This is a genomic window from Pseudomonas sp. PVC-3-1, from assembly GCF_057444315.1.
The window spans coordinates 4,948,948-4,962,877 of record NZ_CM172023.1 but is presented as its reverse complement, the minus strand read 5'-3'; the positions used below and the strand labels follow the sequence as shown (position 1 = coordinate 4,962,877).

The 13,930-nt window shown below is 68.0% G+C and carries 11 protein-coding genes; 6 read left to right on the top strand and 5 right to left on the bottom strand.

Annotation, left to right across the window (positions count from 1 at the left end):
- Positions 1-52 precede the first annotated feature (52 nt).
- The 3 genes from AC2T4A_RS22820 to AC2T4A_RS22810 all read right to left on the bottom strand — a co-directional run bounded on the left by AC2T4A_RS22820 (position 53) and on the right by AC2T4A_RS22810 (position 3,297).
- On the bottom strand, positions 53-244 hold the full coding sequence (locus AC2T4A_RS22820) for a c-type cytochrome (protein WP_486741874.1): 192 nt from the start codon (positions 242-244) through the stop codon (positions 53-55).
- Positions 245-280: 36 nt separating this feature from the next.
- A complete protein-coding gene (locus AC2T4A_RS22815) occupies positions 281-424 on the bottom strand; it encodes a hypothetical protein (RefSeq protein WP_486741873.1) in 144 nt (47 codons plus the stop codon).
- A gap of 197 nt (positions 425-621) precedes the next feature.
- On the bottom strand, positions 622-3,297 hold the full coding sequence (locus AC2T4A_RS22810) for a helix-turn-helix transcriptional regulator (RefSeq protein WP_486741872.1): 2,676 nt from the start codon (positions 3,295-3,297) through the stop codon (positions 622-624).
- Between the two features lie 288 nt (positions 3,298-3,585).
- Between AC2T4A_RS22810 and AC2T4A_RS22805 the strand changes: the two genes are divergently transcribed.
- Positions 3,586-4,332: an SDR family NAD(P)-dependent oxidoreductase gene (locus AC2T4A_RS22805; protein WP_331319411.1), complete on the top strand. Its 747-nt coding sequence runs from the start codon at positions 3,586-3,588 to the stop codon at positions 4,330-4,332.
- A 27-nt stretch (positions 4,333-4,359) separates the two neighbouring features.
- Here the strand turns inward: AC2T4A_RS22805 and AC2T4A_RS22800 are convergent, their stop codons facing one another.
- Positions 4,360-4,809, bottom strand: coding sequence for an acyl-CoA thioesterase (locus AC2T4A_RS22800; protein ID WP_275611716.1), 450 nt, complete (start codon positions 4,807-4,809; stop codon positions 4,360-4,362).
- Positions 4,806-5,897, bottom strand: a complete 1,092-nt coding sequence (locus tag AC2T4A_RS22795; protein WP_486741870.1) for an MBL fold metallo-hydrolase — start codon at positions 5,895-5,897, stop codon at positions 4,806-4,808. The genes AC2T4A_RS22800 and AC2T4A_RS22795 overlap by 4 nt, the downstream gene beginning before the upstream one ends.
- Positions 5,898-6,115: 218 nt before the next feature.
- On the opposite strand from AC2T4A_RS22795, the gene AC2T4A_RS22790 reads away from it, so the two are divergent.
- The 5 genes from AC2T4A_RS22790 to AC2T4A_RS22770 all read left to right on the top strand — a co-directional run bounded on the left by AC2T4A_RS22790 (position 6,116) and on the right by AC2T4A_RS22770 (position 13,929).
- Complete coding sequence (locus tag AC2T4A_RS22790; RefSeq protein ID WP_052177989.1) at positions 6,116-7,810, top strand: DUF1302 domain-containing protein; 1,695 nt, start codon at positions 6,116-6,118, stop codon at positions 7,808-7,810.
- 124 nt (positions 7,811-7,934) lie between these two features.
- Positions 7,935-8,996 (top strand): WD40/YVTN/BNR-like repeat-containing protein, encoded by a 1,062-nt coding sequence (locus AC2T4A_RS22785; RefSeq protein WP_486741869.1) that lies wholly within the window; start codon positions 7,935-7,937, stop codon positions 8,994-8,996.
- Between the two features lie 25 nt (positions 8,997-9,021).
- A complete protein-coding gene (locus AC2T4A_RS22780; RefSeq protein ID WP_486741868.1) occupies positions 9,022-11,499 on the top strand; it encodes an efflux RND transporter permease subunit in 2,478 nt (825 codons plus the stop codon).
- 49 nt (positions 11,500-11,548) lie between these two features.
- Positions 11,549-12,697, top strand: a complete 1,149-nt coding sequence (locus AC2T4A_RS22775) for an acyl-CoA dehydrogenase family protein (RefSeq protein ID WP_486741867.1) — start codon at positions 11,549-11,551, stop codon at positions 12,695-12,697.
- 101 nt (positions 12,698-12,798) lie between these two features.
- Positions 12,799-13,929 carry an acyl-CoA dehydrogenase family protein gene (locus AC2T4A_RS22770; protein WP_486741866.1) on the top strand — a complete coding sequence of 377 codons (1,131 nt, stop codon included), beginning with the start codon at positions 12,799-12,801 and terminating at the stop codon, positions 13,927-13,929.
- The last annotated feature ends 1 nt before the right edge of the window (position 13,930 follow it).

Below are 13,930 nucleotides of genomic sequence, written 5' to 3'. Positions count from 1 at the left end.
TGTATCCGCGGCTGCGGGTGGCCAGCCGCCTGTGACTCCGTCCGCGCCGAAATCATCCCTGGCTCTGCAGGTAACAGAGCATCGCCTTGCGCTCGTCTGCGTTGCGCAGCCCGCCGAAGGCCATGTTGGTGTCGGGGATCATTCGTGCCGGAGCGGTGAGCCACTGGTCGAGGCGCTCCAGGCTCCAGGTCTGCCCGGCGCTGGCCAGGCCCGCGGAATAGGCGTAACCCTGGACCGCGCCCATGGGCCGGCCGACGATGCCGGACAGGTGGGGGCCGACCTAGTCCTGGTCGAGGGCGTGACAGGCCGCGCATTTGTTCTGGAAGGCCCTCTGCCCGGCGCTGGCGTCGCGTTCGGCGGCGACGGGGAGGTGAGTGAGGAGCAGGCTGAGGGTGCCTGCGGCGATGCGAGCTGCGGTGAGCATGGAGAGAGTTCCCGGTGGTCTTGAGTGCGACCTAAGGTGACATCCGGGAGTTGTTGCGAATCGCTGGGCTACGCCATTGATTTGTCATTCGATGCCAATCGCGTCGGCGTGGCCGGGGACGCGATTGGCGCTGCGGAAAAGACGCTCGGGAGGAACCAGGCGCGCGGCGGCGCCCTGGGTGTTCGGCAGGTGCGGCGTTACTCGATGAGGTTGTGCTTCTTCGCCCAGATCATCGCGTCGTAACGGCTGGACACACCGAGCTTGGCGAAGATGTTGCGCAGGTTCCACTTCACCGTTTCCAGGGTGATGTCCAGCGTATGGGCGATGCGCTTGCTCGACATGGCCTGGGCCACCAGCGCGAGGATGTCGATCTCGCGCTTGGTCAGCACGGCCTGGGTCTTGGCCGGCAGGGCGCGGCGCGGGCGGGGAGCGCTGGCGTTGACCGCGAAGGGGTCGTTGAGCTTGGCGAGCAGTTCCTCGGTGTAGGCCAGCACCTCGCCTTCCACCGCCTGCTCCTCGACCAGGCGGGCGAGCAGTCTTTCCGCCAGCGGGCCTTCATCGATGAAGGTGCGGACCAGGCCGAAGCGCTGTCCGTCGCTGACCGCCTGGCGTGCGCGCTGTAAGGCTTCGTCGGGACGCTTGAGGTCTTCCAGCGCGGAGGCCGCGAGCAGGTCGGCCAGCACCGCCATGCGGCCGCGATCGAAGGCCTTGGCGTAGGCGCGAACGATCTCCAGTTGGGCCAGGGTCTGTTCCGAGTCCTCGGCCTTGAGGACGCGGGCGCGGGCCAGTGCGGCAATCGCCGGCAGTTCGGCACGGGCGCCGCGCTCGGTGCCATGCTGGCGAGCCAGTTCGTCGAGGGTTTCCAGCAGTTCGCCGGCCCGGCCGCGGCTGCCCTTGAGCAGCAGTACGCGGATTTCCTCGCCCAGCAGTTGCGCCACCGGGCGGACCTGGCCAAGGCAACGCAGGTGGGCGATCTGCTGTTCGAGGAACGCCAGCGCGGCCTCGGAGCCCTTCTGCAAAAGATCCAGGCGTACGCGGGTGACGTTGGTGCGCACGATCACGTCCGGCACCGAGGAATGCAGCAGGCCGAAGCGGTTGGCGATGGTCTCGCGGGAGTCGTCGATGCGGTCGAGTTCGTAGAAGACCTCGGTCAGGGCGCTGGCGCAGAGGTTGGCGCAGATGGAGCGGCTGCCGCCCTCGCGGGTGGAGTGCTCGAGCAGCTGCGAACCGACCTTCTCGAAATCGCGGAAGTAGCCGGCGGTGACCAGGTTGGTGGCGCTGGAGAATTCGGCGACCATGGCCATGTCGTTGCCACGGTCCTCGGGAGGAATCGGGTGCTGGTCGAACAGCCGGCGGGCGTCGCTGTAACGGCCGGCCGCGGAGTAGGCGACGGTCAGCGCCGACAGCAGCACGTAGCGCAGGAAGGGGTTCTCCACGCTGGCATCGCGCAGCGGCTCCAGCAGTTCGATGACCAGATCGGTGTCGTCGTCCTGCACGGCGATGGCGGCACGGATCATCGGCAGGCCGTTGGCGATTTCCGGCAGCCCCTGCAGGTCCGCCGTGCTCAGGTGTTGCAGCCAGGCCTTGGCCCGAGCCGGCCGCGAGGTCAGCGACACCGTCAGGCAGGCGAGGAAGAGCAGGCGCTTGTGGCGTAGCAGCACCTCTTCGGGCAGGCGCTCCAGCAGGTGCAGCGTGGGCCCCAGGTACTCCAGGCTCCAGGTCGAGGGCGCGGTGCGCTCGATGACCTGGGTGGCGAAGTCCAGGTCCTCGCCCAGGCTTGCGTGGCGCACGGCTTCGGTCAGGCAGCGGTGCTCGGCGAACCAGCGTGCCGCGCGCTGGTGCAGTTGCTTCTGCAGGTCGCCGCCGTGGCGGGCCAGGCGGGTGGCGAGGAACTCGCCGAACAGTGGGTGCAGGCGGTACCAGGCGAGGCGGTCGTCGGAGTCGACACGGTAGATCAGCAGGTTCTCGTCCTCCATGCGCTTGATCAGCTCGCCGGCGTCGGCCCTGTCGGTCACCGCGCGGGCCATGGCGGCGTTGAAGCGGCGGAACAGCGACAGCGCCTCGGCGAACTCCACCAGTTCGGCCGGCAGGTGCTCGACCACCTCTTCGCTGAGGTAGGTCTGCAGGTCGCTGGAGCGCCAGATCAGGTCATGCAGGATGGAACGGGTGTCGGGGCGGTTCTTCAGCATGATCACGATCAGCTGCAGGCAGGACGGCCAGCCGCTGGTGAGTTCGTGGATCAGGTTCAGTTCGTCGGCGTTGAGCTTGTCGCGGCCGAGGTTCTCCTCGACGAAGGTACGCGTCTCGGCGGGGTCGAAGGGCAGGGTGACGCTCTCGATCTCCACCACCTGCTGCATCACTCGCAGGCGCGACAGGCTCAGCGGTGGCGCGACCCGAGAGGCGATCACCAGGTGCAGGTTGCCGGGGCCCTGGTCGAGCAGTTTCTGCACCAGCTTGTGGGCCAGCGGCACCTCGACATGGTGATAGTCGTCGAGGATCAGGTAGAGCTCCTTGGACAGGTTCTCCGCGGCATCGACGATGGCGGCGATGGTGGAGTCCATCGCGGTGGCGGTGCCGTCTTCCTGCAGCAGGTCGAACTCCACGCCGACGCCCAGCCGGCGCAGCGCTTCGATCAGCGCGGTGCAGAAGGGCGCGTAGCCCTTGTCGTCGGCGGTCAGCGAGATCCAGGCAACCTCGGCGCCGGCCTTCAGGCGGGCCTGGCGCCATTGCGCCAGCAAGGTGGTCTTGCCGTAGCCGGCGGCGCCGGTGATCAGCGCCAGGCGGCACTCGTGCATCTGGTCGAGCTGGGCGATCAGGTTGGCGCGCGGCACGTGCTTGGTGCCGATGCGCGGCGGGGAGAACTTGGTCGACACCAGGTGTCGGGCGGGATTTATTGTCATTTTTTCCCTGACGCTTGATGGTTGGCCGCGAACGCCGGCCCTTCTCGGGGGCGGTGGCGCGGTCAGGCATGAAGGTGCAAAGGCGACCGTACTGGAGTGTCCGGAGAGCGTCAAGGACCGTCAATCCCGCGCTTTTTCGAGGCCCCGGCGGACGTCCGCTACCCCCTAAAAAGGGGGTGGGACGCCCGCGCCAGACGCTGCCTAAGCTCGATGGCCGGCCGCAGTGGCCGTACGAATCACGAACCTGGGAGAAGCACGCGCATGAATCTGCACAACAAGGTCGCCATCGTCACCGGGGCCGCTTCGGGGCTCGGCCTCGCCACCTGTCGCGCCCTGGCTGCCGCCGGCGCGCGGGTGGTCGGCCTGGACCTGCAGCAGGAGCGCCTGGACGCCGCGCTGGGCGGCGAAATCCGCGGCATCGCCGTCGACGTGGCCGACGAGTCCAGTGTCAGTGCCGCCATCGAGCAGGTGGTGGGCGAGCTGGGTGGCCTGCACGTGGCGGTGAACTGCGCCGGCATCCTCGGCCCAAGCAAGACCCTCTCCAAGGGCCAGCTGTTCCCCACCGAACTGTGGAACCGCGTACTGGCGGTCAACCTGACCGGCACCTTCAACGTCATCCGCCATGCGGCCCTGGCGATGAGCGCCAATGAACCGGACGAGGGCGGCGAGCGTGGCGTCATCATCAATACCGCGTCCGGCGCCGCGCGCGAAGGGCAGATGGGCCAGGCGGCCTACAGCGCGAGCAAGGCCGGGGTTATCGGCATGACCCTGCCGATCGCCCGTGACCTGGCCGAGCATGGCATCCGCGTGGTGAGCCTGGCGCCGGGCCTGTTCGAGTCGGGCATGTCTGCCGGCATGCCGGCGAAGGTCTCCGAAACCATCGTCAACAGCCTGTTGTTCCCCCGGCGCATGGGCCGGCCCGAGGAGTTCGCGGCGCTGGTTCGCCACGTGGCCGAGAATTCCTACCTGAACGCGCTGACCCTCGACATCCAGTGCGGCACCCGCTGAAACCGCCGGGCGGCGCTGCCCGAACCTTCAGGCCGGCTCGGCCTGAACCTGCAGGCCTTCCAGCACCTGGCGCAGCGCTGCGGGCAGGGGCACCGGGCGGCGCGTTTCGCGGTCGACGTAGACGTGCACGAAATGCCCTTTGGCCGCGCAGGTCCGCTCGTCATTGCGGAACAGCCCGATCTCGTAGCGCACGCTGGAGTTGCCGATGCTCGCCACGCGCAGCGCGGCATTGACGGTATCGGGGAAGCTCAGCGAAGCGAAGTAGTTGCACTGCGTTTCGATCACCAGCCCGATGGTGTCGCCGGCCAGGTAGTCCAGGACGCCATGGCGGATCAGGTAGCTGTTCACCACGGTGTCGAAGTAGCTGTAGTAGACGACGTTGTTGACGTGGCCATAGACGTCGTTGTCCATCCAGCGGGTCGGGATTGGTTGGGCGTAGGCGTAGGCTTCCAGGACTTCGGGTTGTGGCTTGCTCATGCTGAGGTTTCCTCGGTGGCGGCGTCGCTGCGCAGGCGATACCAGGCGACGCCGTCGCTGTCGGTCTCGACTTCCAGTTCGCCGCGATGCAGCAGGTGGTTCAGGTGCGCCAGGCTTTCCCCGGTCGCCAGGCTCATCAGGCTGCCGTCGGTCATGGGTATCGGCCGGGAGAACAGCAGTTCGAAGGTATCGATTGCGCGCCGTGGCCGCTGCAAGCCCTGGCGCAGCCGTTGCAGCGTGGCGAGCAGGCTGTCGCGCAACTGGTCCAGGCGGGCGTGCAGGCCATGGAAGGGTTCGCCATGGGCGGGCAGCACCAGTACGTCGTCGGCGATGCGCTGGCGCAACACCACCAGCGAGACCAGCCAGTCGCCGATCGGGTCGGCGTCGGGTTCGATGGGGTGAACCGAGAGGTTCGACGAAATCCTCGGCAGCACCTGGTCGCCGGTGATCAGCAGGCGCCGCGCCGGATCGTACAGGCAGGCGTGCTCGGGGGTGTGGCCGGCGCCGACCACCACTTCCCAGTGGTGATTGCCGATCCGCACGGACTCGCCGTCGCGGATGCGCCGGAAGCTGTCGGGCAACTGCCAGATCATCCGGCCGAAATTGCCGAAGCGTGAGCGGTACATCGCCAATGCATCCTCGTCCCAACCGGCCCGGCGGTAGAAGGCCAGCCCCTCGGGTGGCGCCTCGCGCCCGGTATCGCCGGCCAGTACCCGGCACTGCATGTACTCCAGGCGGGTCATCCACAGGCGGCAGTCGAAGCGATCGCAGAGCCAGCCGGCGAGGCCGACATGGTCCGGATGCAGGTGGGTGACCAGCACTCGCTGCAGCGCCCGCCCGTTCAGTGCGCCATCGAACAGTTGCTCCCAGGTCTGGCGGGCCTCGGGGCTGTTGATGCCGGTGTCGACCAGGGTGTAGCCGCTGTCGTCGTCCAGCAGCCACAGGTTGATCGCTGCCAGGGACAGTGGCAGTGGCATGCGGGTCCACTGCACCCCGGGCGCCACTTCACGCATCTCGCCGAAGGCCGGGCGCGGGCCGCAGGGATAGGTCAGCCCGCCGTCGTGCCGGGGCCGGTTGTCGTTGTCCATCGTCGCTCCTTGGTGATCGCCTGCCAGCGGCGGCTGTGCGCGCCGGCCAGGTTGTCAGGGTGGCCGCGCGAGGAGGGGGGGAGTGCCCCCAAAAAAAGGGGGGGAGTGCTTTCGTCGGCCGCTGGCACCCTTGCTCCACTCGATCACTGATTGAGCGTCTTCCTGGCTTCGCGCCATCGGCCCGCGGCCTGGATATCGAGGGGAGAGAGGACACACACATGGCCAACGACAAGAACAAGATGATGAAGAATCAGCCAGCTGTATCCCAGGCACTGAGCGCGAGCGTCCTGGTGTTGTGCGCTTTGGGTGCGGGCAATGCCCGGGCCATCGAGATCGATACCGGTAACCCGGACCTGCAACTGCGCTTCGACAATACCTTCCGTTACAACCTCGGCAAGCGTATCGACGACCAGAAGCAGGCGATCCTGAAGAACCCCAACAACGACGATGGCGACCGCAATTTCAAGAAGAACAGCATCGTCGCCAACCGCATCGACATCCTCAGCGAGAGCGACCTGGTCTACAAGCAGAAGTACGGTGCGCGCGTGAGCGCCGCGCTCTGGTACGACGATGCCTATGCCGGGAGCCTGGACGGCGACAACACCGCCACGTCCAACCACCTCAACGGCGACGGCCGGCCGGCGCAAGGTCTGAGCCGCTACGCCAACCGCTACTACGAAGGCCCCTCGGGCGAAATCCTCGACGCCTTCGTGTTCGGCTCCTTCAACCTGGGTGACTCGCCGCTGCAGATGCGTGCCGGCCGCCACACCGTCAACTGGGGCGAATCGCTGCTGGGTAGCGGCGCGATCCACGGCATTTCCTACGGCCAGGCGCCGCTGGACCAGGGCAAGGCCCTGGCGCTGCCGGGCATCGAGGCCAAGGAGCTGTACATCCCGCGCACCCAGCTGTCGACCCAGCTGCAGGTCAACCCGGAGCTGTCGTTCGCCGCCCAGTACTTCCTCGAATGGCGGCCGTCGCGGGTGCCGGAGGCGGGCACCTACCTGGGCTTCTCCGACATCTACCTGCAGGGTGGCGAGTCGTTCATCCTCACCCCGAACCTGCGCGCCACCCATGGCGACGACATCGAGCCGCATGACTCCGGCGACTGGGGCGTCATGGCACGCTGGACCCCGGAGGCGCTGGACGCCACCCTGGGCCTCTACGTGCGCCGCTTCTCCGACACCCTGCCGCAGGTCATCCTGCTGCAGACCCGCAAGCCCCAGTACTTCATGGACTACGGCTCGGACATCGACATGTACGGCTTCAGCCTGTCCAAGGAAGTCGCCGGCATCAGCTTCGGCCTGGACCTGAACTACCGCCACAACATGCCGCTGGTGAGCAGCCCGGCGCGGGTGACCTCGCTGGCCGCGCTGCCGGACCGTGGCGACATCCTCGGCGCCCGTGGCGACACCGTGCATGGCGTGCTCAACGCCATCGGCTCGGTCAGCTCCACGCCGCTGTTCGACGCCGCCTCCTGGGCCACCGAACTGACCTGGAGCCGCTGGGTGTCGGTCAACGACGACCCGCTGAACCTGTTCAAGGGCAGCTCGCAGTACAAGGCCGTGTCGACCAACATCGACGCCGTGACCCGCAACGCCTACACCATGGCGGTGAACTTCACGCCGACCTGGTACCAGGTGTTCCCGGGCGGCGACCTGAGCATGCCGCTGAGCTACTCGGTGGGCCTGCAGGGCAACTCGGCGGTCGCCTCCGGCGGCAACGAGGACGCCGGCAGCTATGCCGTCGGCATGGCGCTGGACCTGTACAGCCGCTACCGCTTCGACCTGAAGTACGTCGACTACTTCGGCGACTTCTCGAAGAACGCCAACGGCGCGGCCCTCACTCCCAGCGGCAGTCAGTCCCTGCTCGAGGACCGTGGCGCCCTGTACTTCACCTTCAAGACCAGTATCTGAGTGCAGAGCGTGTCGCGCGCGGAGCCAGCCCGGCTCCGCGCGTGAAACGGCGGCGGGCGCCCTGGCGTCCGCCGCACCGCCCCGGCGACTTCCTGCCGGGGCACAACCGATGTGAGGGCAACAGATGTTCAGAAGAATCCTCGGCGTTCCGCTGGCCTTCGGCTTGGCCGTGCTGGCGGGTGCGGTCACGGCGCAGCCAGCCTTCGTCGCGCCCATGGACGTTCCGGCGCCGGCAAGCGCCCTGGCGCTGAAAGCGCCGCTCAACGCACTGGCCGTGGCCGGGCAGCGCCTGGTGGTCGCCGGGCAGCGCGGGCACATCCTGTATTCCGACGACGGTCAGAGCTGGACCCAGGCCGCGGTGCCGGTCAGCTCCGACCTCAACGCCCTGGCGTTTCCCAACCCCCAGCAGGGCTGGGCGGTGGGGCACGAAGGCGTGATCCTGCACAGCGCCGACGGCGGCCACAGCTGGACGCGCCAGCTCGACGGCCCGCGGATCGCCGAACTGCTGAAGCGCCAGTACGGCCGACCGGCCAACCCGGACGACCCCGACGCGGCGCGCCTGCAACACGAGGCCGAGCTGGCCGTTGCGCAGGGTGCGGACAAGCCGCTGCTGGACGTGTGGTTCGAAGACGACAAGCGCGGTTACGCCATTGGTGCGTTCAACCTGATCCTGCGCACCGAGGACGGCGGCCAGCACTGGACGCCCTGGCTCGACCGCGTGGAAAACCCGCGCGGTATGCACCTGTACGCCATGCGCCCGGCGGCCGGCACGCTGTTCATGGTGGGCGAGCAGGGGCTGGTGCTCAAGTTCGACGCCCGGCAGCAACGCTTCCGCGCACTGGAGCTGCCTTACCAGGGCACGCTGTTCGGCATCGTCGGCACGCCCGAGGTGGTGCTGGTCTACGGCCTGCGCGGCAACGCCCTGCGCAGCACCGACGGTGGCGCCAGCTGGCACAAGGTACAGACCGGCACCGACGCCGGGCTCAACACCGGCACCGTGCTGGCCGACGGCTCGATCGTCCTGGGCAGCCAGTCCGGCGAGCTGCTGCGCTCCACCGACCAGGGCGCCAGCTTCCACCCGCTGAAGGTCGCGCGCGCGGCGCCGAACTTCGCCGTGGCCGCAGCGCCGGGCGCCAACGTGGCCCTGGTCGGGCTGGGCGGCGTGCGCCTGGAAAGCCTGCAATGAGAACACCAGCATTCGGGGTAACGTGATGGCTATCGACAATTCCACCGACCACCTGCAGACCATCGCCGACCTGCGCGATTTCGATCACGCATCGGGCAGCCGTCTGGAGCGGTTGATCTTCAACCACCGCCTGGTGGTGGTGCTGCTGTGCCTGCTGGCCACCGCGCTGCTGGCCTGGCAGGCGCGCGGGCTCACGCTGAACGCGGCGTTCGAAAAGACCATCCCGCACAACCAGCCGTACATCCGCAACTTCCTGGAGTACCGCGACGAACTCAAGGGCCTGGGCAACGCCGTGCGCGTGGTGGTGGAGAACCGCAAGGGCGACATCTTCGACCCGGCCTACCTGCAGGCGCTCAAGCAGATCAACGACGATCTCTTCCTCACCCCGGGCGTCGACCGCGCCAACTTGAAGTCGCTGTGGATGCCGGTGGTGCGCTGGAGCGAGGTGACCGAAGAAGGTTTCGCCGGTGGTCCGGTGATGCCCGACAACTATTCCGGTACCCGCCAGGACATCGATCAGCTGCGCCAGAACATCGGCCGCGCGCAGCTGCTGGGCAACCTGGTGGGTGGCGACTACCGCTCCAGCATGGTGTTCGTGCCGCTGCTGGACAAGGACGCCGACAGCGGCAAGCCGATCGACTACTGGGAGCTGTCCAAGCGCCTGGAGACGATCCGCGCGAAGTATTCCGGGGCCCAGGATGGCGCCGACATCCAGGTGCGCATCGTCGGCTTCGCCAAGGTAGTGGGCGACCTGCTCGACGGTCTGCGGCAGATGATCCTGTACTTCGCCGTGGCCGCCGTCATCGCCGCGCTGATCATCTATGGCTGGACCCGCTGCCTGCGCAGCACCGCGCTGGTGCTGGGCTGTTCCTGCGTGGCGGTGCTCTGGCAACTGGGGCTGATCGCGCTGCTGGGTTACGAGCTGGACCCGTACTCGATCCTGGTGCCGTTCCTGGTGTTCGCTATCGGCGTGTCCCACGGGGCACAGAAGATGAACGGCATCATGCAGGACGTCGGCCGTGGCACCCACCGCCTGGTGGCGGCGCGCTACACCTTCCGCCGCCTGTTCCTCGCCGGGCTGACGGCGCTGGCCGCCGACGCGGTGGGCTTCGCGGTGCTGATGCTGATCGACATCCCGGTGATCCAGGACCTGGCCATCACCGCCTCGATCGGCGTGGCGCTGCTGGTGTTCACCAACCTCATCCTGCTGCCGGTGATGCTGTCCTATACCGGCGTCAGCGCGAGCGCCGCCGCGCGCAGCCTGCGTGCCGAACAGCGCAGCGCTGGTGGCGTCTGGGCCTTGCTGGAGCGCTTCACCGAGCGCCGCTGGGCCACGCCGCTGCTGATCGGCGCGGCGCTGCTGGGGGCCGGCGGCTTCGCCCTGAGCACGCAGCTGAAGATCGGCGACCTCGACGCCGGGGCGTCCGAGCTGCGTCCGAACTCGCGCTACAACCTGGACAACGCCTACATCACCAGCAAGTACTCGTTGTCCAGCGACCAGTTCGCGGTGATCGTCAAGACCCCGGCCGAAGGCTGCCTGGCCTACCAGACGCTGGTCGAGGCCGACCGCCTGGGCTGGACCCTGCAGCAGGTGCCGGGAGTGCAGAGCACGGTGTCGCTGGCCGACGCGGTGCGCAAGATCACTGCCGGTTCCTACGAGGGCAGCAACAAGTGGCTGACCCTGTCGCCGAACCAGGACGTGCTCAACTACGCGGCGCGCACCGCCAGCACCACCAACCCGGAGCTGTTCAACACCGAGTGCTCGATCATGCCGGTGGTGGCCTACCTGGCCGACCACAAGGCGCAGACCCTGGAACGGGTGGTCGAGGCCGCCGCGCGCTTCGCCGCCGAGCACAGCACGGCAGAGCACCAGTTCCTCCTCGCCGCCGGCAGCGCCGGTATCGAAGCGGCCACCAACATCGTGGTGAAGAAGGCCAACCTGAGCATGCTGCTGTACGTCTATGCGGCAGTGGTGGTGCTGTGCTTCATCACCTTCCGCAGCTGGCGCGCAGTGATCGTCGCGGTGGTCCCGCTGGTGATCACCTCGGTGCTCTGCGAGGCGCTGATGGTGGTGCTGGGCATGGGCGTGAAGGTCGCCACCCTGCCGGTGATCGCCCTCGGCGTGGGCATCGGCGTGGACTACGCGCTCTACCTGCTGAGCATCCAGCTGGCCAGCCAGCGCGCCGGAGCCACGTTGGTGGAGGCCTACCGCCACGCCCTGCGCTTCACCGGCAAGGTGGTCGCCCTGGTGGGCGTGACCCTGGCCGCCGGCGTGATCACCTGGGCCTTCTCGCCGATCAAGTTCCAGGCCGACATGGGCATCCTGCTTACCTTCATGTTCGTCTGGAACATGCTGGGCGCACTGGTGCTCATCCCGGCGCTTTCCCATTTCCTGCTGCGTGGCGTCGGTGCCTCCGGGCCCCGCGCCGCGTGCAACGTCGTTACCACGCCGAAGGCGAGCGTGAGCGAGCGGCGCGACGAACCCGTCGCCCGTTGCGTCTGAGCCCGCCGCGCACGGCGCCCCTGATGAATTGAATTGTGAGGTAAGCAAGATGAGTGATACGTCCACGATCTTCCTGAACGAACAGGAGCGGCTGATTCGCGACAGCGCCCGCAAGGTTGCCGCCGAGGTCCTGGCGCCAACCGCCGCCGAGCGCGACCGCACCGGCGCCTGGCCCCGCGAGGAGCTGGCGGCCGTGGCCGAGCTGGGCTTCCTCGGCATGCTGGTGCCCGAAGCCTACGGCGGCTCCGGCGCCAGCTTCGTCGAGTATTGCCTGGCGATCGAGGAGTTCGCCGCCGTCGACACCGGCTTCGCCACCCTGATCCACGTGCACAACTCGGTGGGCCTGACCATCGCCCGCCTGGGCAATGAAGAGCAGAAGCGCAAGTTCCTGCCGGGCATCGCCGACGGCAGCCGGATCGGCGCCTTCCTGCTCAGCGAGCCCCACGCCGGTTCGGACACCGCGGCCTTCCGCACCAGCGCCCGGCGTGAGGGCGACAACTACGTGCTCAATGGCAGCAAACAGTTCATCTCCAACGGCAACGAGGCGGGCGTCGGACTGGTGCTGGCGGTGACCGACCGCAACGCCGGGAAGAAGGGTAGCAGCCTGCTGATCGTCGAACCGAAGGTTCACGCCGGCTACGTGGTGACCCGCGTGGAACACAAGATGGGCCAGCGTTCGGCCCAGGTCGCCGCCATCCAGCTGGATGAGTGCCGGGTACCGGCGGAAAACCTGCTGGGTGCCGAGGGCTCCGGCTACCGCAATGTGATGGGCTCGCTGTCCGAAGGCCGCGTGGCGATCGCCGCCGTGGCCACCGGCACCGCCCGCGCTGCCTTGCAGGCGGCGGTCGGTTATGCCCAGGAGCGCGAAGCCTACGGCGCGCCGATCATCCAGCTGCAGGGCGTGGCTTTTGACCTGGCCGACATGGCCACCCGGGTCGAGCTGTCGCACCAGTACCTGGTGCATGCCGCGCGCCTCTGCGAAATGGGCGTGCCCTGTGCCAAGGAAGCCTCGATGGCCAAGCTGTTCGCCAGCGAGATGGCCGAGAAGGTCTGCTCCGACGCGCTGCAGATCCACGGTGGTTACGGCTACCTGGCGGACTTCCCGGTGGAGCGCTACTGCCGCGACGTACGGGTGACCAAGATCTACGAAGGTACCAGCCACATCCAGAAACTCATCATCGCTCGCCACCTGGCTTGAGGCGCGCCCTCCGACAGGGAGGACGCGCATCACGGTCCGGCTCAGGCCGGGCCGACGCCGGAGTTGCACGGTGGCACCGCACTGGGGAAGGGAGAGGGCAGATGCATAACGAGATACCGAGCGAAGCGCAGCGTCTGGCGGTAGCGAGTTTCCGCAAGTTCCTCGACAGCGAGGTGGTGCCGGTGGCGCGGGAGTTCCGCGACCGCAGCCTGCCCAAGGGGCGCATGCGCGAGTTGGCCCAGGGCATCGCCGAATTCGGCCTGCCCGGCGCGAGCATCGCCGAAGAGCAGGGCGGCCTGGGCCTGGCGCGGCTCACCGAAGCCATGTTGTTCGAGGAGCTGGGGACGCTGTCGGCGGACGTAACCCTGTGCGTGAAGACCAACAAGGCCGTGGCCGCTTTCCTTGCCGGCTTGCCGGCGCAGCGGGCCGCGATTCGCGAACGCTACCTGCCGGATGTCCTCGGCGGCCGCAGCTTCGGTGCCTTCTGCCTCGACGTGGGCGCCACGGTGGATACGCCCCGGGTGACGGCCCGCCGCGAAGGCGAGGACTTCATCCTCGATGGCGAGCAGACCTGGGTGGCCAACGGGCACTACGCGGACTTCGTCATCGTCGCCGCGCGCACCGACGACCAGTGGGTGCACCTGCTGGTGGACCGCCGCGCCCATGGCTTCGTCACGCGCAACGCCGAGTGCATTGCGCTGCATTCCCAATCCACCGCCCAGGTCTTTTTCAGCCAGACGCGGGTGCCCGGTTGTCAGTTGCTCGGCGAGGATGGCGTGGGCCTGCAGGACAGCCTGCGGGCGCTGGACGTGGCGCGCATCGATACCGGCCTGCTCTGCGTGGGGCTGATGCGCGCCGCGCTGGAGGCCAGCCTGGAGCCTGCCCGGCAGCGCCTGGCGGGCGGGCCGGACACCTTGCTCGCCGCCCAGCTCGCCGAGATGGCCACCCTGGCCGACGCGGCGCGCCTGCTCTGCCGGCGGGCCTATGGGCTGATCGATGCGGGGCTGCCGTGCGATCCGCAGGTGTCCATGGCCAAGTGGTATGCCAGCGAAATGGCCGTGCAGGTCTGTCGCAACGCCGTGCAGTTGCAGGGCGCCGACGGCCTGGCGCGGGCCGGCGAGGTGGAACGCCTGATGCGTGAGGCCCTCAGCCTGCCGTTGAGCGACGGCGTCACCGATACTCACAAAATGCTGATCGCCCGGACCTTGCTGGGCATCTCTACACCGATATGAG